21 protein-coding genes and 8 tRNA genes are annotated in these 18,298 nt (G+C 40.1%); 15 read left to right on the top strand and 14 right to left on the bottom strand.

Annotated features, from left to right (window positions below):
- Positions 1 to 39 precede the first annotated feature (39 nt).
- Genes AC3M61_RS08870 through AC3M61_RS08880 form a run of 3 tightly spaced genes read right to left on the bottom strand, consistent with a single transcriptional unit; the run spans position 40 to position 2,183 of the window.
- On the bottom strand, positions 40 to 522 hold the full coding sequence (locus tag AC3M61_RS08870) for a GNAT family N-acetyltransferase (protein ID WP_500780511.1): 483 nt from the start codon (positions 520 to 522) through the stop codon (positions 40 to 42).
- A 22-nt stretch (positions 523 to 544) separates the two neighbouring features.
- On the bottom strand, positions 545 to 1,312 hold the full coding sequence (locus AC3M61_RS08875) for a TSUP family transporter (protein ID WP_500780512.1): 768 nt from the start codon (positions 1,310 to 1,312) through the stop codon (positions 545 to 547).
- A gap of 34 nt (positions 1,313 to 1,346) precedes the next feature.
- Positions 1,347 to 2,183 (bottom strand): VIT1/CCC1 transporter family protein, encoded by an 837-nt coding sequence (locus AC3M61_RS08880; protein ID WP_500780513.1) that lies wholly within the window; start codon positions 2,181 to 2,183, stop codon positions 1,347 to 1,349.
- 242 nt (positions 2,184 to 2,425) lie between these two features.
- On the opposite strand from AC3M61_RS08880, the gene AC3M61_RS08885 reads away from it, so the two are divergent.
- From AC3M61_RS08885 to AC3M61_RS08955, 15 genes are all read left to right on the top strand, one after another.
- Positions 2,426 to 2,501, top strand: a tRNA-Glu gene (locus AC3M61_RS08885).
- 16 nt (positions 2,502 to 2,517) lie between these two features.
- Positions 2,518 to 2,592 (top strand) — tRNA-Val (locus tag AC3M61_RS08890).
- Between the two features lie 44 nt (positions 2,593 to 2,636).
- Positions 2,637 to 2,712, top strand: a tRNA-Phe gene (locus tag AC3M61_RS08895).
- A 108-nt stretch (positions 2,713 to 2,820) separates the two neighbouring features.
- Positions 2,821 to 2,955 (top strand): 50S ribosomal protein L34, encoded by a 135-nt coding sequence (gene rpmH, locus AC3M61_RS08900; protein ID WP_033191903.1) that lies wholly within the window; start codon positions 2,821 to 2,823, stop codon positions 2,953 to 2,955.
- Complete coding sequence (rnpA, locus tag AC3M61_RS08905; protein WP_500780514.1) at positions 2,937 to 3,332, top strand: ribonuclease P protein component; 396 nt, start codon at positions 2,937 to 2,939, stop codon at positions 3,330 to 3,332. Before rpmH ends, rnpA begins: the two co-directional genes overlap by 19 nt.
- A complete protein-coding gene (gene yidD / locus AC3M61_RS08910) occupies positions 3,304 to 3,600 on the top strand; it encodes a membrane protein insertion efficiency factor YidD (RefSeq protein WP_500780515.1) in 297 nt (98 codons plus the stop codon). Before rnpA ends, yidD begins: the two co-directional genes overlap by 29 nt.
- Entirely contained in the window at positions 3,597 to 4,943 is a 1,347-nt protein-coding gene (gene yidC, locus AC3M61_RS08915; protein ID WP_500780516.1) for a membrane protein insertase YidC, read from the top strand. The genes yidD and yidC overlap by 4 nt, the downstream gene beginning before the upstream one ends.
- Positions 4,944 to 4,994: 51 nt before the next feature.
- Complete coding sequence (gene jag, locus AC3M61_RS08920; protein ID WP_448378515.1) at positions 4,995 to 5,660, top strand: RNA-binding cell elongation regulator Jag/EloR; 666 nt, start codon at positions 4,995 to 4,997, stop codon at positions 5,658 to 5,660.
- Positions 5,623 to 5,961 carry a cupin domain-containing protein gene (locus tag AC3M61_RS08925; protein WP_014451776.1) on the top strand — a complete coding sequence of 113 codons (339 nt, stop codon included), beginning with the start codon at positions 5,623 to 5,625 and terminating at the stop codon, positions 5,959 to 5,961. Before jag ends, AC3M61_RS08925 begins: the two co-directional genes overlap by 38 nt.
- Positions 5,962 to 6,072: 111 nt before the next feature.
- Positions 6,073 to 6,149 (top strand) — tRNA-Pro (locus AC3M61_RS08930).
- A gap of 5 nt (positions 6,150 to 6,154) precedes the next feature.
- Positions 6,155 to 6,230: transfer RNA gene (locus AC3M61_RS08935), tRNA-Gly, on the top strand.
- A 35-nt stretch (positions 6,231 to 6,265) separates the two neighbouring features.
- Positions 6,266 to 6,342, top strand: a tRNA-Arg gene (locus AC3M61_RS08940).
- Positions 6,343 to 6,373: 31 nt separating this feature from the next.
- Positions 6,374 to 6,449 (top strand) — tRNA-His (locus tag AC3M61_RS08945).
- Between the two features lie 29 nt (positions 6,450 to 6,478).
- A tRNA-Arg gene (locus AC3M61_RS08950) sits at positions 6,479 to 6,555 on the top strand.
- Between the two features lie 120 nt (positions 6,556 to 6,675).
- A complete protein-coding gene (locus AC3M61_RS08955; protein WP_014451777.1) occupies positions 6,676 to 6,939 on the top strand; it encodes a stage V sporulation protein S in 264 nt (87 codons plus the stop codon).
- Positions 6,940 to 7,028: 89 nt separating this feature from the next.
- Here AC3M61_RS08955 and AC3M61_RS08960 read toward each other — a convergent pair whose 3' ends face one another.
- The 11 genes from AC3M61_RS08960 to topA all read right to left on the bottom strand — a co-directional run bounded on the left by AC3M61_RS08960 (position 7,029) and on the right by topA (position 18,288).
- The gene (locus tag AC3M61_RS08960; protein WP_500780517.1) at positions 7,029 to 8,153 is read right to left on the bottom strand and encodes an ABC transporter substrate-binding protein; all 1,125 of its coding nucleotides are present in this window, start codon (positions 8,151 to 8,153) and stop codon (positions 7,029 to 7,031) included.
- Between the two features lie 24 nt (positions 8,154 to 8,177).
- Complete coding sequence (locus AC3M61_RS08965) at positions 8,178 to 9,458, bottom strand: TrpB-like pyridoxal phosphate-dependent enzyme (protein ID WP_500780518.1); 1,281 nt, start codon at positions 9,456 to 9,458, stop codon at positions 8,178 to 8,180.
- 324 nt (positions 9,459 to 9,782) lie between these two features.
- Positions 9,783 to 10,079 carry a hypothetical protein gene (locus tag AC3M61_RS08970; protein WP_500780519.1) on the bottom strand — a complete coding sequence of 99 codons (297 nt, stop codon included), beginning with the start codon at positions 10,077 to 10,079 and terminating at the stop codon, positions 9,783 to 9,785.
- 13 nt (positions 10,080 to 10,092) lie between these two features.
- Positions 10,093 to 11,292 (bottom strand): TIGR04013 family B12-binding domain/radical SAM domain-containing protein, encoded by a 1,200-nt coding sequence (locus AC3M61_RS08975; RefSeq protein WP_500780688.1) that lies wholly within the window; start codon positions 11,290 to 11,292, stop codon positions 10,093 to 10,095.
- Positions 11,293 to 11,325: 33 nt separating this feature from the next.
- Positions 11,326 to 11,565: an extracellular matrix/biofilm biosynthesis regulator RemA family protein gene (locus AC3M61_RS08980; protein WP_500780520.1), complete on the bottom strand. Its 240-nt coding sequence runs from the start codon at positions 11,563 to 11,565 to the stop codon at positions 11,326 to 11,328.
- A 33-nt stretch (positions 11,566 to 11,598) separates the two neighbouring features.
- Entirely contained in the window at positions 11,599 to 12,663 is a 1,065-nt protein-coding gene (locus tag AC3M61_RS08985; protein ID WP_500780521.1) for a DUF933 domain-containing protein, read from the bottom strand.
- Between the two features lie 2 nt (positions 12,664 to 12,665).
- Complete coding sequence (gene truB, locus AC3M61_RS08990) at positions 12,666 to 13,619, bottom strand: tRNA pseudouridine(55) synthase TruB (RefSeq protein WP_500780689.1); 954 nt, start codon at positions 13,617 to 13,619, stop codon at positions 12,666 to 12,668.
- A 45-nt stretch (positions 13,620 to 13,664) separates the two neighbouring features.
- A complete protein-coding gene (gene pheS / locus AC3M61_RS08995; RefSeq protein WP_500780522.1) occupies positions 13,665 to 14,666 on the bottom strand; it encodes a phenylalanine--tRNA ligase subunit alpha in 1,002 nt (333 codons plus the stop codon).
- A 31-nt stretch (positions 14,667 to 14,697) separates the two neighbouring features.
- The gene (locus tag AC3M61_RS09000) at positions 14,698 to 15,531 is read right to left on the bottom strand and encodes a DUF368 domain-containing protein (protein ID WP_500780523.1); all 834 of its coding nucleotides are present in this window, start codon (positions 15,529 to 15,531) and stop codon (positions 14,698 to 14,700) included.
- A complete protein-coding gene (locus tag AC3M61_RS09005) occupies positions 15,521 to 16,156 on the bottom strand; it encodes a metallophosphoesterase family protein (RefSeq protein ID WP_500780524.1) in 636 nt (211 codons plus the stop codon). The genes AC3M61_RS09000 and AC3M61_RS09005 overlap by 11 nt, the downstream gene beginning before the upstream one ends.
- 32 nt (positions 16,157 to 16,188) lie before the next feature.
- Entirely contained in the window at positions 16,189 to 18,288 is a 2,100-nt protein-coding gene (gene topA, locus AC3M61_RS09010) for a type I DNA topoisomerase (RefSeq protein WP_500780525.1), read from the bottom strand.
- Positions 18,289 to 18,298 lie beyond the last annotated feature (10 nt).

Raw genomic sequence — 18,298 nt, forward strand, 5'->3', positions numbered from 1 at the left:
CTCAATACTTAGCCACCTTACGAAGTTCAAAAGTTAATGTTAAATTTCTCTAATCATGTTTTTGTAGATTCCAGGATAGGAATTCTCAATCTCTATCGCGTTTACGGTTTTTTTATAATACTCAATCGGACCGGGGTCACCTATAATAGCATAAGCGTATCCGACGTTGAACATGTCGTGCAAACAAGCCAGCAAAAGAGCCTTTCCTATCCCTTTTCCTCTGTATCCTTCATCAACGCCTGTTGGTCCGAAAAATCCACGTACTGTAGCGTCATAGCAAGCAAATCCAACGATTTTATTCGTCTTCTCATCTATAGCTATGAACGAAGAAATTGGCTTATTGGAAAAAGTCATATCAGTTTCGCTTGCCCAGTGATTTCCAAACTTCGACCTGACCCATTCAACAACAAAGTATTTCTCTGGACCAATTGGACGTTTGATGATAATCCCATTTTTCCTCGCTTCTTCTAATGCACTATTAAGGTCCGGTAATTCATACAACTTTACTAACATGTCACCCATAGGTTCACCCCCAGCTGAGAGCTCAAATTAAGTCCATAAGTATTTTGGCAAAAAGTACTGCAAGAACTCCAAGCATCACAGGTTTGATAATCTTTGCACCTTTCTTCAATGCAAGGCCCGAACCGAGCCAGTTACCCGCAATCCCGAAAACGGCTGCAGGTAGTCCTATGGAATATAAGACTTTACCACCAGCGATAAAAGTCAAAAGTGCACCTACGTTTGAAGCCAAATTGACTATCTTAGCTGTTCCTGATGCACTCACATGGTCTAAGGACAAAAAACTCACATAGAGTATTATCAAAAACGTGCCAGTTCCTGGTCCAAAGAAGCCATCGTATGTGCCTATAGTCAAACCTATCACACCCGAAACTACAACAACTCGCGTCTTTGAGATGTTTTTCACTGCCAATGTTCTTTCTTTCCTTGGGTTTGCCAAAAGGACAATTACAGCTGCCAGAGGTATCAAGAAGGCTAAAACCAATTTTAAGATGTTATCGCTCAATACAAGTGTCAACCTCGCACCTATGTGTGATCCAATAAGCGACCCAACGACTGAAGGAAGAGCAACAAGGTAGATTATCGCCCTTCCTTTCGCGTATCTAAGGGTGCTGAAAATTGTTCCTATCGTCGATGAAAGTTTGTTTGTAGCAAGTGCGTTATGACTTGGCAAACCTACGAACAAATATGCAGGAAGTGAGATAAGACCACCACCCCCAGCTATCGAGTCAACAAATCCAGCTAAGAAGATTAATGGATAAAGGATAATTAAGTCTTGAAAAGTTATGTTCATTTTAATCACTCACTTTTCTATTAGATTGCATACTCTATAGTGCAGGAATTTTTACTATCTTTTCCAATAACCAGCCTATTAGATACGCAACTACTGCCGAAAGACCTCCAACAAACAACATTTCAAGACCACCTTTGTACCACTTTACACCAGTAACAACCTGACGCAGTGCACCTACAAAAAACAATGTCGCTGCAGTTATTAGACACGATGCCAAAAACTGATTTTGCGCCAACAATTGAGACTGAGACGCAAAGATGTAGGCAATCAGTGGCATGAAACCAGCGATGACAAAAGATAAGAACGTTACAACAGCACTTTTTAGAGGATTCGTATCATCTTCAAAAACCCCGAGTTCCTCATGTAACATCGTATCTACCCATATCTCTTTATTACTTGTGATTGCCTCAACAAGATGTTCTAACTTTTCACCTGTTAGTCCCTTTCTCTTGTAAATCTCTCTAACTTCTTGTTTTTCAGCTTCAGGCATATGTTCTATTTCCCACAGCTCCCGTTCTTTTTCAGATTTTATGTAGTCTTTCTCCGATTTCTCCGATAGGTAGTCCCCAATCGCCATAGAAATACCATCGGCAAAAAGATTCGCCAAACCGACAATGATAGCAATCTTAGGATTCAAGTTTGCTCCAGCTATTCCAGAAATTGCAGCAAATGTTGTCACTATACCATCACTTGCACCGTAAACGGCTTGGCCTATATATTTTCCCTGCTCAGTTTTATGCCAAGGTTCTTTTCCTATCTCATCAGGTGAATGTAGCTTTTTGTGAGTTTCCAAATCACCTTTCTTAAAAGCTTCGCTGGCAAGCCTCGGTCTTGACTTCGGTGTGAGCTTTGAGAACAGCCATCTAAACACTTTACTGAGCCTCCCTTCTGTAAGTTTACTAATTTTATTATAGCACATAAGCATACTCTGGCATCCAAAAAAGCAGTGTAATAACTTGCTTCGTAGTTACTAGATACAAAATGTTAACCTTTTCTTTTCATTAAAACCTATTCAAAACCACTTGACAAAAATTTTTTCTTTGGTATTATTGGTAACGGTCACTGATTGAACGACCAAAATTTTGTGGAAAAACAGGAAGAAATAAAGGGAACGCCCCCATCGTCTAGCGGTCTAGGACACTGGCCTTTCAAGCCAGCGGCACGGGTTCGAATCCCGTTGGGGGCGCCAGTTTTTAAAATGGGTTGGGTGCGTAGCTCAGAGGGAGAGCGTCTGCCTTACGAGCAGAAGGTCGTAGGTTCAAGTCCTGCCGCACCCACCAAGTGGAAAAAATGAATTGAAACGATTATATAAAAACTTAAAGGTGGCCAGGTAGCTCAGTTGGTAGAGCAGTGGACTGAAAATCCACGTGTCGACGGTTCGATTCCGTCCCTGGCCACCAGTTTTTTTATATGTACACGCGAAAACACGAAAATCATGTGTTGAATAACTAGAAAGTTTTGGTATAATCGGAATTAGACCTACAAATATATGAAAAGGAGGAAGTAGTATGAAGAGAACGTACCAGCCGTCTCGCATCAAAAGAAAAAGAACACACGGATTTCTTGCCAGAAAGTCCACACCTGGCGGAAGAAGAGTTTTAAAGAACAGAAGAAGAACAGGTAGATGGAGACTCACAGTCTGAAAAGGTATACGTTCAGAAAGAGAGAGCGCCTGAGACTCAGGAGGGATATATCCCTCGTTTTTAGATACGGTAAAGCGATTCAAAGCGAAGAATTTGTAGTGCTTTACAGGAAGAACGGACTTGATTACAGTAGGTTGGCTATTATAGTTAAAAGAAAGTTTGGAAAGGCGAACCGAAGAAACAAATTGAGAAGATGGATTCGTGAGTGTTTTAGATTGAACAAAGATTTTATTCCAAAAGGATACGATTTTATCGTTATAGCAAGAAAGGCACTGTCTGAAAAATTCGAACAAAGCAACTATACAACTGTCTGCAAAGCACTTTTGGGGAATTTTGAGAGGTTAATTGATGCGGAAAGCAATATTGGGACTTATTAGATTTTATCAAAAGTACATTTCTCCTTTAAAACCTCCAACGTGCAGGTTTGAACCAACCTGTTCCACATATACATATCAAGCTGTGGAAAAGTTTGGTGTTTTTAAGGGGTTCCTCCTGGGTTTCTGGCGCATTCTCCGATGTAACCCTTTGTCAAAAGGTGGATTTGACCCTGTTCCGGAAGAGTTCACTCTGTTCCATCTTCACAAGCACAACAAACCCGTGGAACATCAAAAAATAAATAACATCCGAAGGAGGCGGTCAAGTTGAAAAAAATAACCGTCATTTTTTTGTTGTTAATAACAATGGTAGCGGGATTAACACTTTTTGCTGGATTCTTCGTGGAAGAACGCGTTGATTCTATAGTTGTCACATCAAGATATCTACAAGTTGAATTGGGAAAAGATGGCAATTTACAAAAGGTTACCCACATGTTGGGTAGAGCGTATTTATTTTTTATAAACGACAATGATGGTTTCGATTTGTTTGATTTACAAGGTAACGAAATTTCAGTTGCAACACCAACATACAACATTCAATACGGAGAGAAATCTAAAGATTTGAAGGACTCATACGAAAGTGTCAAAGTTATTTTCAGTTATGAAAACGGGATTGAAAAGGTTTACTCCTTTGACCAGAGGTTTTACACTTACACTTTTGATGTAGAAATTCGCTCTAACGAGGAAATCAAAGTCGCGCTACCATTAATCTGGGACAAATCAACAGTTCGCTCAGCAGTGAATTTCTTTGTCTCATTTAGACCCGATAGAGACTACTCATCCATTGTCAAATTTTCGGGCAAGTTAGACCAAACACAAGTCATCGGAAAGGATTTGAAATTCACAGTTTACATGGGACCGTACAAAAAGGTTGTCGTAAAACATGTTTATGGAGAAGATTATGAAAGACTCGCGACACTTATAAAAACCATCCCTGGTGTAGGAACCTGGTACAGTTTTATATCTGATGGTCTCAACGAATTCTTCAGTTGGATAAATTCGTTCACAAAAAACTTCGGCTTAACGATTATTATCTTCACAATCATTGTTAGGCTCATTCTTTATCCATTCTATCATGCACAAACCAAACAGATGATTCAAATGAGAAAACTCCAGCCAGCTGTAGATGCTATCAAAAAGAAATACAAAGACCCACAGAAACAACAAGAGGAATTAATGAAGCTCTACAAAGAAAACAAAATAAATCCATCGAGTGGTTGTTTGATGTTACTTATTCAGTTACCAATTTTCATGCTCCTTTACGGAGTTATTCAAAGCTACCAGGAACTTTTCTCAGTATCTCAAGGATTCTTGATTTGGAGGGACCTTTCCGTAGGTGGCTGGTCAAACAACTGGCTCTTCTTAGTAATCACGATACTGACAAGTTACTATCTTGCACTTATCACCAGTCAGGACAGTAGAACAGCTTGGCAGCAGATACTCATGGGTGCCATATTCCCGTTCTTCTTTATAAGTTTACCAAGCGGTATATTCCTTTACTGGACTATGAACTCGATAATACAACTTGTCATTACATACTACATATACAAGCGTTACAAGATAAAGGGCATCTCCCAGCATGAACTTTGGGGAATCCAAAAAAGGAAGGCATAAAACCAACGAGCTAAACAACAAACCACACGGTAAGAAAAAGGGGTGGGTGACTTGAAAACGATAAACTACGTGGGTAAAAGTGTAGACGAAATCCTTGAGCAATTCAAAAGCGAACACGATGTTTTGGAAGGAGAGTATGAAGTCAATGTTATTGATAAAGGGACTCACGGTATTTTCGGACTTTTTGCAAGGGATGCTGTGGTAGAGATTACGATAACTAACAGATACTATGAGAGAAAGTTAAAAGAGTTTCTAGAAGAGATTTTCAAACGCTTCGGAGCTGATTATTACATTGAAATAGCAAGTCGTGGCAAAACGTTTATAGCAACATGCCACAGTGAAGAGATAGGAAAATTGATAGGGAAGCACGGAAAAGGCTTGGGAGCTTTGCAACATCTTGCTAATATATACCTAAACAGACTAACGGACACAAAAGTTACCGTAATCATCGACGCGGGAAATTACCGTGAGAAGAGAAGAGAACAGCTGGTAAAGATTGTAGAAGCAGCCGTTGAAAGAGCACGAAAATTCGGCAAAGTGAAGTTAGACCCAATGTTTGCATTTGAAAGGAAAATCGTCCATGAGCTAGCAAAAAAACATAAAGATATACACACGTACTCTGAAGGTTTGGAACCTTACAGGTACGTTGTCATTGAAGCAAGAAGAAGGGGGCGAAACAATGAAGATAGGAAACATTTCAGAAATGCAACCACTTGAAATCGATGGCGGAAAGATTTTAAAACGTGTTTTGATTGGTCCAAGAGACGGTGCTCCGAACTTCGTAATGAGACTCTTTACATTGAAACCCGGAGCTTCAACACCGTATCACACCCACCCATGGGAACACGAAGTATTTGTTGTCGATGGAGAAATTGAAGTTGTGAGTAAAAATGGAAGGACAAGGGTATCTAAAGGTTCTTTTGTTTTTGTGGAACCAAACGAAGAACACCAATTCCACAACTTCACGGACAAAGAGGCATCGTTCATCTGTGTCATTCCAAAAGAAGGTGGAGAATAATACGTTATCACATGTTTGGCTTTATCAACACAAAGTTAACGTAGTTTTATATGTATCGTTTACTTGACACTCTAAAACGTGTGTGCTATAATAACTCACGGTCCTTCGCGTCGGGGCGTAGCGCAGTTGGCTAGCGCGCCGGTCTTGGGAACCGGAGGACGCTGGTTCAAGTCCAGTCGCCCCGACCAACGGTGCGGGTGTAGCTCAATTGGTAGAGCATCGGCCTTCCAAGCCGAGGGTTGCGGGTTCGAGTCCCGTCGCCCGCTCCAGTTTTATTAGTAATATTGACGCTGAAAGGCGGGTTGCGGCCGTAGCTCAACAGGATAGAGCATCGGACTTCTAATCCGAGGGTTGTGGGTTCGAGTCCCGCCGGCCGCGCCAAAAGGAAAAATCAATAAAACAACTATTTGTGGTGGCTATAGCTCAGCTGGCAGAGCGCCTGACTGTGGATCAGGTGGTCGAGGGTTCAAATCCCTCTAGCCACCCCAGTTTTTTATATAGTGTGTCTATTAAGGACGCGCTCGTAGCTCAACTGGATAGAGCGTCGGACTTCGGATCCGATGGTTGCGGGTTCAAGTCCTGCCGGGCGCGCCAAATTTTGAGAAAAATTCCTGTTCATTTTTTTAATAGCGGTTGTAGCATAAAGTACGTCATTCTCCGGTGCTTAGAACAAACTACTGAGCTATCAAGCGCCAAAGAAGGGGAGGTAGAACTATGGAAGTACTAAAAGTCTCTTCAAAATCAAACCCAAACAAGGTTGCAGGTGCGTTAGCAGGTGTTATTAGAGAAAAGGGCAAGGCGGAAATTCAGGCTATCGGTGCAGGTGCTGTTAACCAAGCAGTCAAGGCAATCGCAATAGCAAGAGGGTACCTTGCGCCAAGTGGATACGATCTCGTCTGCGTTCCAGCATTTACAGACGTAACAGTGGAAAATGAAACAAGAACAGCACTTAAGTTTATAGTCTTCCCAAGAGAATAAGTATAAAATTGAAAATTAAAAAACAGAGCGGTCCAGAAATGGACCGCTTTTTATATTTATCATATTTGTCTGATATTAGATACAGTACTTTATTTAAGAGAGCTTGCTGAGATTTTTGTGAAAAAGTTCATTTCGTTGTTTTGTACGACAAGAATAACAATGTCTTTCGTTGCGTTTCCCATCCTGTCTATAGTAATTGACCCAGTTACACCGTCGTAGTTCTTGATATTCCTTATACCCAACGCTCTCTTTTCCGGATTTGTACTTTTGACATTCTCAATAGCCTTCAAAATAATCATATAAGCATCGTACCCTAAGGCTGAAAGTGTTGAAGGCTTTTCTCTGTATTTCTTTTCATAAAGCTCAACAAACCTTTTTCCAGAAGATGATACTGCTGCATCTGGGTGATAATGATCCGAGAAATACAAACCTTCAACTGCTTTACCGCCTATTTTAAGCAATTCGGGGGCATTTGCACCATCCCCAGCAAGGAAGTATCCTTTAAAGCCTAAAGCTCTTGCTTGATGTGCAATTAAAGCTATTTCGTTGTAATAACCAGCTATAAGAATAGCTTCACTACCAAAAGAAATTGCTTGGGTGATTTGGGCACTGAAATCTATGTCTCCTGTTTTATACTGAACTTGTAGTACTTTTCCACCGTATTTTTTGAACCTTTCGATGAAATAGTTTGAAAGCCCAACGCTATAATCCTGCTCAATATCTGTGAACACTGTAATTTTTGTTAATTTCAAATTCTTTACCACAAATTCCGCCAAAGCAGTCCCTTGCACAGGGTCTATGAAACAGACACGTGAAACAAACTTCTTCCCATGTGTAACAAGTGGATTGGTTGACGCAGGGCTCAAGAGCGGAACTTTCTTACTCTCAGCTAACTCACCAGCAGCCATCGAATTACCACTCATTATTTCTCCAATCACTGCTACAACTTTTTCCCTGTCAATAAGCCGTGCCATTCCATTTGCAGCTTCTGTTTTCTCACTCCTAGTGTCTATGTAAACAAGTTCAACTTTTTCCCCCAACACTGAATCTCTTTCGTTGTGAGCTATCTCAATACCCCTTTTCACTAAATCCCCAGCAGCGGCTAACGGACCAGTTAATGGTAGTAGAACCCCTATTTTAACGATAGCAAAGGAGCTTGTATAACTCAAAAAAATGAGTGTAAAAAATAGTGTCTTCAATGTTTTCCCCAACATAGTTCGCACCTCCCATAGACAATTTCAAAAGTTTCTAAAGTTCTCGTTTAAAGAACTGACGTACGCATTCAAATCAAAATATCCATGTCCGGAAAGTGTGAAGACAATTGTCTTTTTCTCATTCTTTTTCGCTTCCTTAATCACATATGCTATTGCGTGTGCCGATTCTGGTGCAGGAACAATTCCTTCCACTTTTGCAAAAAGCTTTCCGGCCTCGAAAACTTCATCCTGACTGACAGCTGCTGCGGATATCAGTTTTTCGTAGAGTAACTTTGAAACAATAGGAGCTGCTCCGTGGTATCTTAACCCACCTGCGTGAATCGCTGGCGGGACAAAGTCTTTACCAAGTGTGTACATTTTCATCATTGGTGTCAAACCTGCACTATCTCCAAAGTCATATCGATACTCGCCTTTTGTTAATGATGGACAGCTCTCAGGCTCTACCGCAACAATTTTGATATCTTTCCCATCGAGAACATCAGGAATAAAAGGCAGTATCGTGCCACCGAAATTAGAACCACCTCCATGGCATGCAACAATCATATCCGGCGTAATTTCTAACTTTTTTAACTGTTCTTTTAGTTCGAGTCCAATTATCGTTTGGTGTAGTAATACATGATTCAAAACACTTCCAAGTGCATACTTTGCATTCTGTTCTTTAAGTACTGTTTCAATAGCTTCCGAAATTGCTATACCAAGTGTTCCCGGATGTCTTTCATCGAACATCTGACCAAATTGCGTTAACTTGCTCGGGCTTGGAACCACGTTACCGTCAAATATATTCATGAGTACCTTTCTGAAAGGCTTTTGGTTATAGCTAACTTTTACCATGAATACTCGAACTTCCAAGCCAAACTTTGCACCTGCGTATGAAAGTGCACTTCCCCATTGTCCTGCGCCTGTTTCGGTTACCAAAACTTTTGTCCCTGAGATTTTGTTATAGTAAGCCTGTGCAAGAGCAGTATTCGTTTTGTGACTACCTGTAGGACTGAGCCCTTCGTATTTGTAATAAATCCGTGTACGCGTTTCAAGGTATTCTTCCAAAAAGTGTGCTCGTATAAGTGGTGTAGGTCTGTAGACTGCGTATTCTTTTAAAACAGGTTCTGGAATAGAGATAAATCTTTTGTCACTCATCTCCTGTTCAAGTAGTGGTTCTGGAAATATCTTGAGCAACTTCTCAGGGTTCACAGGTCGCCCTGTTTGAGGGTCAAGTGGTGGGTCCAGTTTGAATGGCAAATCTGCAAGCACGTTGTAGTAACTTCTTGGCGTTTCCTCGGGCTTCAAATACACAACTTCCCTAAACATACAGTCCCCTCCTCCTTTTCTTGTTAAATAAAAAAGCCGGGCACGTTTTTACACGTACCCGGCGATTGTCCACACTTTGCATTTTTGTTGTTGCCTATTTTCTCCTTATGTACGGCAACAACAAGCTGGTGGACAACCACCGGTTGTCCACCACCAAGAATTTGTTGAACTCATTTGATATTGATTAACATTCAAAGAAAATCTAAATTTACTCACCAAAATCACACACCGTCCGTTATCTTCCGGTTTTGCAGTATTCTATCACAAATTTTTGGGAATAGTCAAGAGAAAATTTCTCCACTTATATTCTCTGTTTCAACTTCACTACTGCACTTTGCATTTTTCAATCAACTCAGTCATATATTTATCCATCATCTCTTCTACCTTTTCCTTCATTCCAGGCATCCCGAGGAATGAAGAATCAACAGTGATTATGATTTTGTCATTTTGAACTTCAATTATTCCTTTTCCGAAGATACTGACCTTTGCTTCAAAGACGTTCTCACTTATTCTTGATATCTTCACGTTGAATTTAGAGATGTACGGCTCTGCTTCTTTCATAGCGACCTCGTAGAGTTTTTCTGGTTCGCAAGAATGCACGTATTCCTTTCTTATCGTCATCCCTCTTCCCCCTTTAAAAATCGTTCCCAACTTTGATTTTCATATTTTGAACAGCCTTTTTGGCAAGTTGTTCTTGTTTCAACCAATATCCATCGAGAATACCTTTTGAAGCAAGTTGTCCAAGGAATTTGTAATGGTAATCTTTCAAAACACCAGGTCCAACGTTTGAAAGAGGTGTACCTGGTAGAGGCATAAAGGTGTGGGCGTGAATCTTTGCATTGTACTTCTTAACAATCTTCTCGATGAAATTGAACGTTTGTTCTACGTCTTCTTTTGTTTCAAACGGGAATCCAAATATGAAATCTACTTTCGCATAAAAACCGTTGTTAGCCAATATTTCAAGCGCTTCTTCTACCTTCTCAACCGTGTGTCCACGACGTATAAGCTGTAGTATCCTATTGCTTCCACTTTGTGCACCTATAACGATGTAATCATGGTTCACATATTTTTTGACAACTTTGACCATCTCATCGGTAACACTCTCAGGCATTACATCGGATGGAAACGTTCCAAAGTATATCTCCTTTACACCAGTAGACTTTATCCTAAAAAGCAATTCGTCAACAACTTCCGGTTTAGGAGTAACTCCATTCTTGCTACCATACCCAAACGCATTTGGTGTAATAAATCGTGCAACTGTTTTGCCGTTCTTTACAGAAATCTTTTCGTATTCGACAATTTGTTCTATGCTTCGATGTCTGACTATCTTACCAGCCAATCTTGGCGTTTGGCAATACCCACAATCGAAAGGGCATCCGCGAGTAATCTCTATGGGCATGAAGAGTTTCTTCTTCTCACATATAGGAGGGTATTTATTCAAATCGACACGATTTTTTACCCCGTCGAAGATTCTATTCTCCGGTAATTCACCTTTCAAGAACTTGATGATATTCTCTTCCCCATCACCAATAAAAACATAGTCAAAACCAAGCTCTAATAGTTCAAAAGGCAGTGCCGTTGCATGTGGACCACCGGCAATTACAGTGTAACCATGATTTTTCAATACTCTAAGTTCTTCTATTACAGTATCCAAATCGAATGTCATAAATGAAAAAGCAACTGCAGTATCCGATACCGGATACTGCAAGATATCAGCAACGTTTTTAGTTTCAAGAATCTCAACATTTTCAATCCCACTAAGCACAGCGGAAACAAGTGCAGTAACACTGTAACGATTGTGCTTCGTTGTTCTGAATATGAGCCTTTTAAACATACTTACCCTTTTCGAGATTACCTCCAATTATCTTTAACCCCAAATCTTTTTTCTTACTTCAATGGCAGGTTCGGCAAGTAGTAAAGAATGGCCACTATCCATAAAGACTATAGATTTACACTCTTTACCGTAAGACAGATTGACCATTTTTCCACCAAGCTGGATGCTTGCTCTTATACGCCTTGACATCGTTGATGTAACCGGAACAACCGCAATTACCCTGTCTCTTACAATATACACGTTCTCGTTTATTCTCGCAACCGCTTCAGACATATTTCTAACCCCCTCTTTGTTACGTTTCTACTTTTATACGTTGAACCTTATTGTTATTATATCACCATCTTCAACGATATAATCTCTCCCAACAAGCTTCATCAATCCGGCATCTTTAACCGCTTTCTCGGAACCAAGCCTTACAAGGTCATCGTATTTTATAACCTCAGCACGGATGAAACCTCTCGCTAAGTCGCTATGGATAACGCCTGCCGCATCGACTGCTGTTGCACCTTTTCTGAGCGTCCATGCACGTACCTCGTCTTTGCCAACAGTAAAGAAGGAAATCAACCCAAATTGTGTATAAAGTGCTCTGGATAGTCTTTCAATACCTGTTTCATCTGTTCCCAATTCTTTGAGAAACTCCATCTTCTCTTCTTCGCTCAAAGCGTTCAGTTCCATTTCAAGCTTACCACACAGCTCGACATACGCAAACCCGTTGTCTTGACAAAGTTTTATAACTTCATCCTTTGTTTCATAACTCTTTGCAGAGAACTGTTCCTCATCAACATTTACTACTACACCTATCGGCTTCAAGGTAGTAAGTGAAAAACCTCCGAGCATCTTCTTTTCTTCATCCGTGAGCCCAATTTTCGATAAAAGTTGCTCGTTCTCTAACGCCTCTTGTATGCGTTTTAGTAACTTTAACTCTATCTCTTCCTTTGGTTCAAGTTTTCTCTTTGCGTTTTCTAATCTACCAATCCTGTTTGTCACTACGTCAAGGTCTCTGAAAAGGAATTCATCCAAAGTAGCCTTGAGCTGGTCAATAGGCTTTTCTACCTCAGGGTATGGAACACTATCGCTTTTAAATGCTCGAACCACGATAAGCATAGCTTCAACATTTTGAATCGCGTTAAATACCGCTGTTCGTTCCTTAATATCTTTTATCTTCAAAGCAGGCGTATCGAAAAATTCAAGGGTTGCGTAAGTCACTTTCTTCGGTTCGTACATCTTTGCAAGAATATCAACTCGTTTATCATGGACCTTTGCAGTTCCCTTTTGATGCTCTTGAGAAAAGAGGTCTACCTCAATTCCTGTGAGCAAAGAGAATATTGTCGTTTTACCAACTTGCGAAAGTCCAACAATGCCTACCTTCATTTCTACTCCTCCTTGAACACCTTTATTAGCGTTGCGATGCGTTCGTTCCTATTGTGTTTTTTGAGCGTCTCGATGAATTCAGAATTCCTCTCAGCACGAGCTACTGCTATTAATTTTCCGCCATGAAAAACTTGGATTATTTGGTCCTTTTTGAAATTCTCGTATTCTACAAGGTCTTCAACCTTTGGCTGAATACCGTTATAAATTTTCTCTTGGTCGTTCACAATTATTTTTGGAAAATCGAGCACTTTTTCCAACGGAATTAGGTTTTTAGTAATCAACTCACGTAAACTCTCAAAAACTTGAGTATCTAAATTCTTTACCTCCGGTATCATTATTGCATCATCGACTACAAATCTTCCAACAGATAACCTTCTAAGTTCTATTGCAGTTGCTCCACAGCCCAACTTGTAACCTATATCCATGCACAGACTTCTTATGTAAGTGCCAGAAGAGACTTTAGCAACAAATTCAACCTCAGGTAAGTTAATCTTTATGTCCCATATGTCGTATATTGTTACCTCACGCGGTGGAAGGTTTATAATCTTCCCTTCGCGTGCAAGTTCGTACAGTTTTTTGCCTTGGTACTTCTTAGCCGAGTACGCAGGTGGAACTTGTTTGTATGTTCCTATAAAAGATTTTACCGCATCCAAGACTTCCTTTTCAGAAAGTTTTGAGATATCATCAGAATGGTCTTCCATTATTTGACCTGTTATGTCAAAAGTGTCAGTGATTAAACCTAATCTGAACTTTACCTTGTAGACTTTGTCTTCATGTTGAAGATACTCAAGTAACCTTGTTGCCTTTCCCACACCAACCACAAGAAGACCCGTTGCGAACGGGTCAAGCGTTCCAGCATGTCCAACTTGTTTTATTCGAAGCAGTTTTCTAATTCTCTCAACAATGTCGTGAGACGTGGGTCCTTTTTCTTTATCTACAAGTAGTATTCCTGAAATAGTTGACACAACATCACTCCAAGTCTCGCTTATACTATTAGCAAATTACCAGTTTTCCAAGAACCTGATATCGTTCCTCACCAAGTCCCTGATATCCTTTACACCGTATTTTACCATTGCGATTCTTTCTATACCAAGCCCAAAAGCAAGTCCGCGCCATTCTTCAGGGTCGTAACCCACATTTTTAAATACGTTAGGATGAACCATTCCTGCACCAAGCACTTCAAACCATCTGTTGTTAAAGTATATATCAACCTCAAAACTCGGTTCAGTGAACGGAAAGTAACTTGGTCGAAGTCTTACCTTAGTATTTTCTCCAAGTAATCTTCTTGCAAATTCTTCCAAGAAATACTTTAAGTGCTTTACTGTAACGTCGTGGTCAACGTACAAACCTTCCATCTGTGTAAACATTGGAAGGTGCGTGGCATCGTAGTCTCTTCTGTAAACCCTACCTGGTGCAACTATTGCAAGAGGCGGTTTCCTTGAGAGCATGGTACGTATCTGGACAGGTGAGGTATGTGTTCTCAACATGTACTCGTCGTTGATGTAAAAAGAATCGTGCGCATCCCGTGCAGGATGCCATTCTGGAGTGTTGAGTGCATCAAAATTAAACCAAGGCTGTTCGATTTCCGGACCTTCAACCACTGAAAAACCCATCGAAATGAATATATCTTCTAATTCTCTCTGGACCTTCGTAATTATATGCAGATGTCCACGAGACCTGCGTGCACCAGGCATCGTTGGATCAACCCAGAGTTTTTTGTAAAGCTGTTGTTTCTCACTTTCCAGCAACTGATTTTTTCTTTCTTCAAGCAAACATTCTATCTCGTCTTTTATCTCATTGACAACCTTTCCGAAGTTCGGTCTTTCTTCAGGTGGTAAATCCTTGAGCTTTTTCATCAAGGAAGTAACAATACCCGATTTTCCCAAGTACTTTACCCTCATGTCGTTAAGTTGTTTACTATCTACTGCATTTGAAATCTCGCTTTTTGCATTTTCAAGTATACTTTTGAGTTCTTCAGAGTATCCGGAGTATTCAGAAACCATGTGTATGCCCCCTTGTTCATTTTACAAGAATTTATTTTTCAAATTTTCCGAGAGTGTAAACAACTAATCCGCCAACAACAATCCAGAGAAGCATCCCAAAAACGTTGCCTGACCCATGATAAGCTGGAGTTACGGGATAAAGTGAACCAGCAATCAATCCCAAGATAAAGTTCAAAACAGAGAGCTTAGCTTTTTCAAACCAAATCTTCAGAAGTTTCGAAATAGTTCCTATCCCTATCAAAACACCTATACCAAGAGCAAGTATGAAAAGGAAATCGGAAATCGTGAACCCACCACTGGCAATCTTTGTCAACTTAGACACGGTTTTTATAGCCGGTTCGTAGTACCCCATGAGCATCAGCAGTAGTGAACCACTAACTCCGGGTAAAACCATCGCTGCTCCCACGATAACCCCAGCAAAAGCTATAAAGACGTAGCCAAATCCACCTACCACAGAAGTTACATATGATTGCCCACTTTTAAAAAAATACGGAACCACAACTATCAGAAAACCAACAACAAACTCAAAAAAGCGAAATTTAGAAACCTCTTTCCTGAAATTCCACAAAGAAAACAGTATAAGCCCAAAGAAAAAACTGTAAGTGTAAAACGAATGATTTTGAAATGCCCATGTAAGTAATTTACTCCCAGTAATAACCCCAATAAGAATTCCTAAAGCAAGTGTTGCTATAAAGGCGATATCTTTCCTACTAATCTTAAACCCCATTATGTCGTTTATAACATCGATAAACCTCTCAAAAATGCCCATTATAACAGCTATTGTTCCACCACTGATACCTGGAATCACATTCGCCCAACCCATGAACAAGCCTGCTATGATTGGTCTAAAAATTTCATCGTACATTCTTGCAGTCCTCCTGTATAACCACTTTTTCGTTTACTTCAATCGCTGTCAATTTCCCGCCGTACACACATCCTGTGTCTATACCTATTTTATCTTCATCAAAATATATTTCTTCAAAGGGTGTATGTCCAAAAACGACTATAAAACCCAGGTTATGTCTTTTAAGTATAAACTCTTCCCTAATCCATATCAAATCTCTTGGTTCCTGTTTCTCAACTGGTACGTTTGGTCTAACACCACCATGGACAAATAAATATTTCCCTTCGATGTGGTAGTATTTAGTATCTCTGTAGAAACTCATGTGTTCTTCGTTGGTTTCTAATTGAATAAAATTTCCGTAACTTCTAATTGTTGCCTGTGCTCCGTTTAAGTTCCATAAGAAAATATCGTCGTTATTATCGATAACATCAAGCAACATCTGTTCGTGGTTTCCTCTTAAAAAAACACACTGCGTCTTCTTAGAGAGCTGGAGCAAAAAATCAACAACGCCCTTCGCATCGGGTCCTCTGTCTATGTAATCACCCAGGAAGATTAATTTATCGTGCTCACTTGGTGATATCTTTTCTATCAACCTTTCCAGAGCTTTCAAACAACCATGTATATCACCTATTGCCCATAATCCCATTTAACTGGACTCCTCATCGATATTTTGTTTTGTTATTTTTTCTTTTTAGTTGTCTTTGAATTCGAAGTTTGACCCTTCTTGTAAAATCTTTTCTTGCTGTAGTTACTCGACGAGTTTTTTCTCTGCGTATTACTTTCTTTGTTGGTTCCTTCCTGACCTTCTTGTTCTAATTCGTCCTGTTCATTTGAATTTTGCTCTTTCACCACATAAAGCTTATTACCATCTATAACCCCGAATATATCCGGTTTTAAAGCCTTGTTTGTTTTACAATGTGGGCAATGTAAGTATAAGCCGAACTTTCCAACTTTGAGTTTGTAGTTACCTGAACAATCTTCACACTGGATATCCGTATCAAAATCTATAGCAAAAAACTCATTCTTAGCTTTTTCCATATCTTTGTTGAACTCCTTGAGGAACGCCCTAACAACCTCTTTCCAATCCCTTTTGCCGTTTTCAATTTCATCAAGGTCCTTTTCCATCTCTGCGGTAAATCCCTTGTCCACTATGTCAGGAAATCTTTGCTCAAGATAATGATTTACAACAAAACCAAGAACTGTAGGAACCAAAGTCTTTCTTCTCTTAACAACGTATCCTCTGTCTAAAAGTGTTTGGATAATCGTCGCATACGTGCTTGGTCGACCTATACCTTCCGCTTCCAACGTCTTAACGAGAGAAGCTTCTGTGTATCTATCTGGAGGGGTTGTTTGTGATTCCGCTGTTTTAACTTCGACCGAGTATTCTTCGTTAACCTTAAGTTCTTTATGTTCTTCACTTGGTTCGTTGTCTAATGTGTAAACTTTTTCAAACCCATCAAATATCCGTTCTCTTATACTTGCCTCAAAAACATACCTACCACTTTCAAAATCGTAGCTGTACTGTTTGTAAACAGCACTACTCATTTGTGATGCTATGAATCGCTTCCAAATCAGTTCGTATAACTTATGGTGGTCTTTGTCCAGCAATTCTTTAGCCTTCTCTGGGGTAATATTTATATCAACTGGCCTGATACACTCGTGCGCATCCTGTATCTTTCCCTTTGTCTTTGAACTTTTCTTGGAAGTTCCGCTCGCACTTTCATTTAAGTATTCTTTTCCGAAATTTTTCAAAATGAACACTTCTGCTGCCTCTTTCGCCTCATCGGAAACTCTCGTTGAATCTGTTCTCATGTAGGTTATAAATGCGATGTGACCTTCTTTTGTATCAACACCTTCGTACAACTCTTGAGCTATTCGCATCGTTTTGGAAACTGGAAAACCAAGCTTGCTTGCCGCATCTTGTTGCAACGTACTGGTTATAAACGGTGCAGGTGGATTTTTCTTTACTTCCTTGATATCTATATCCGCCAAACGGACTTTCTTTACATTCTTGACTACATCTTTTGCTATCTCTTCATTTATGTCTGTGGGTTTCACCTTTTTACCGTCTATTTTTGTTAAATAAGCTTTCAATCCTGCGATATCTATCCAGACCTTGAAATACTTCTGTGGAACAAATCTAAGTCGTTCCCTTTCGCGCTCACAGATTATTTTTAGGGCTGCAGATTGTACTCTTCCTGCACTTTTTGCATCCTTTATGATACGCCAAAGAAGTGGGCTAATCATGTAACCTACTATTCTGTCAAGTACTCTTCGGGCAAGTTGAGCGTTGACTTTGTTCATGTCTATCTCTCTTGGGTTTTTAACAGCTTCCTTTATCGCGCGCTCGGTAATTTCGGTGAACGTAATCCTGTTCTTTCCCTTAACCCCGAGGATTGTTGAGAGATGCCATGCAATAGCTTCTCCTTCCCTGTCCTGGTCGGAAGCAAGCAATACTTCTTTCCCTGAAGTTATCTTCTTTATCTGCTCGACAACACTCTCTTTGCCTGGTATAATCTCAAAATCAAGTTTAAGCGAATCAAGGTCTACACCGAACTGTTTCTGTGGAAGGTCTCGGATGTGACCTTTTGAAGATATGACTTGGTAATCACTTCCAAGTATTCGCTCTATTGTTTTCGCTTTCGCAGGTGACTCAACGATAATAACTTTTTTCTTTTCTTTCTTTGATTCTTCGTTTTTGTCGTGTCCCTCTACACCTTGTTGACCATTTTGTTTCTCTAATTCGTCTCTTTTATCTTTGGTCTTGGATTTTGCCATAGCTTTCACC

The organism is Fervidobacterium sp. (assembly GCF_059913585.1).

Excerpts from the sequence above, each read along its gene's own strand:
- AC3M61_RS08870 (WP_500780511.1), bottom strand. The coding sequence starts at position 522 with ATGGGTGACATGTTAGTAAAGTTGTATGAATTACCGGACCTTAATAGT.
- AC3M61_RS08875 (WP_500780512.1), bottom strand. The coding sequence starts at position 1,312 with ATGAACATAACTTTTCAAGACTTAATTATCCTTTATCCATTAATCTTC.
- rpmH (WP_033191903.1), top strand. The coding sequence starts at position 2,821 with ATGAAGAGAACGTACCAGCCGTCTCGCATCAAAAGAAAAAGAACACAC.
- rnpA (WP_500780514.1), top strand. The coding sequence starts at position 2,937 with ATGGAGACTCACAGTCTGAAAAGGTATACGTTCAGAAAGAGAGAGCGC.
- yidD (WP_500780515.1), top strand. The coding sequence starts at position 3,304 with ATGCGGAAAGCAATATTGGGACTTATTAGATTTTATCAAAAGTACATT.
- AC3M61_RS08925 (WP_014451776.1), top strand. The coding sequence starts at position 5,623 with ATGAAGATAGGAAACATTTCAGAAATGCAACCACTTGAAATCGATGGC.
- AC3M61_RS08955 (WP_014451777.1), top strand. The coding sequence starts at position 6,676 with ATGGAAGTACTAAAAGTCTCTTCAAAATCAAACCCAAACAAGGTTGCA.
- AC3M61_RS08960 (WP_500780517.1), bottom strand. The coding sequence starts at position 8,153 with ATGTTGGGGAAAACATTGAAGACACTATTTTTTACACTCATTTTTTTG.
- AC3M61_RS08965 (WP_500780518.1), bottom strand. The coding sequence starts at position 9,458 with ATGTTTAGGGAAGTTGTGTATTTGAAGCCCGAGGAAACGCCAAGAAGT.
- AC3M61_RS08970 (WP_500780519.1), bottom strand. The coding sequence starts at position 10,079 with ATGACGATAAGAAAGGAATACGTGCATTCTTGCGAACCAGAAAAACTC.
- AC3M61_RS08975 (WP_500780688.1), bottom strand. The coding sequence starts at position 11,292 with ATGTTTAAAAGGCTCATATTCAGAACAACGAAGCACAATCGTTACAGT.
- AC3M61_RS08980 (WP_500780520.1), bottom strand. The coding sequence starts at position 11,565 with ATGTCTGAAGCGGTTGCGAGAATAAACGAGAACGTGTATATTGTAAGA.
- AC3M61_RS08985 (WP_500780521.1), bottom strand. The coding sequence starts at position 12,663 with ATGAAGGTAGGCATTGTTGGACTTTCGCAAGTTGGTAAAACGACAATA.
- pheS (WP_500780522.1), bottom strand. The coding sequence starts at position 14,666 with ATGGTTTCTGAATACTCCGGATACTCTGAAGAACTCAAAAGTATACTT.
- AC3M61_RS09000 (WP_500780523.1), bottom strand. The coding sequence starts at position 15,531 with ATGTACGATGAAATTTTTAGACCAATCATAGCAGGCTTGTTCATGGGT.
- AC3M61_RS09005 (WP_500780524.1), bottom strand. The coding sequence starts at position 16,156 with ATGGGATTATGGGCAATAGGTGATATACATGGTTGTTTGAAAGCTCTG.
- topA (WP_500780525.1), bottom strand. The coding sequence starts at position 18,288 with ATGGCAAAATCCAAGACCAAAGATAAAAGAGACGAATTAGAGAAACAA.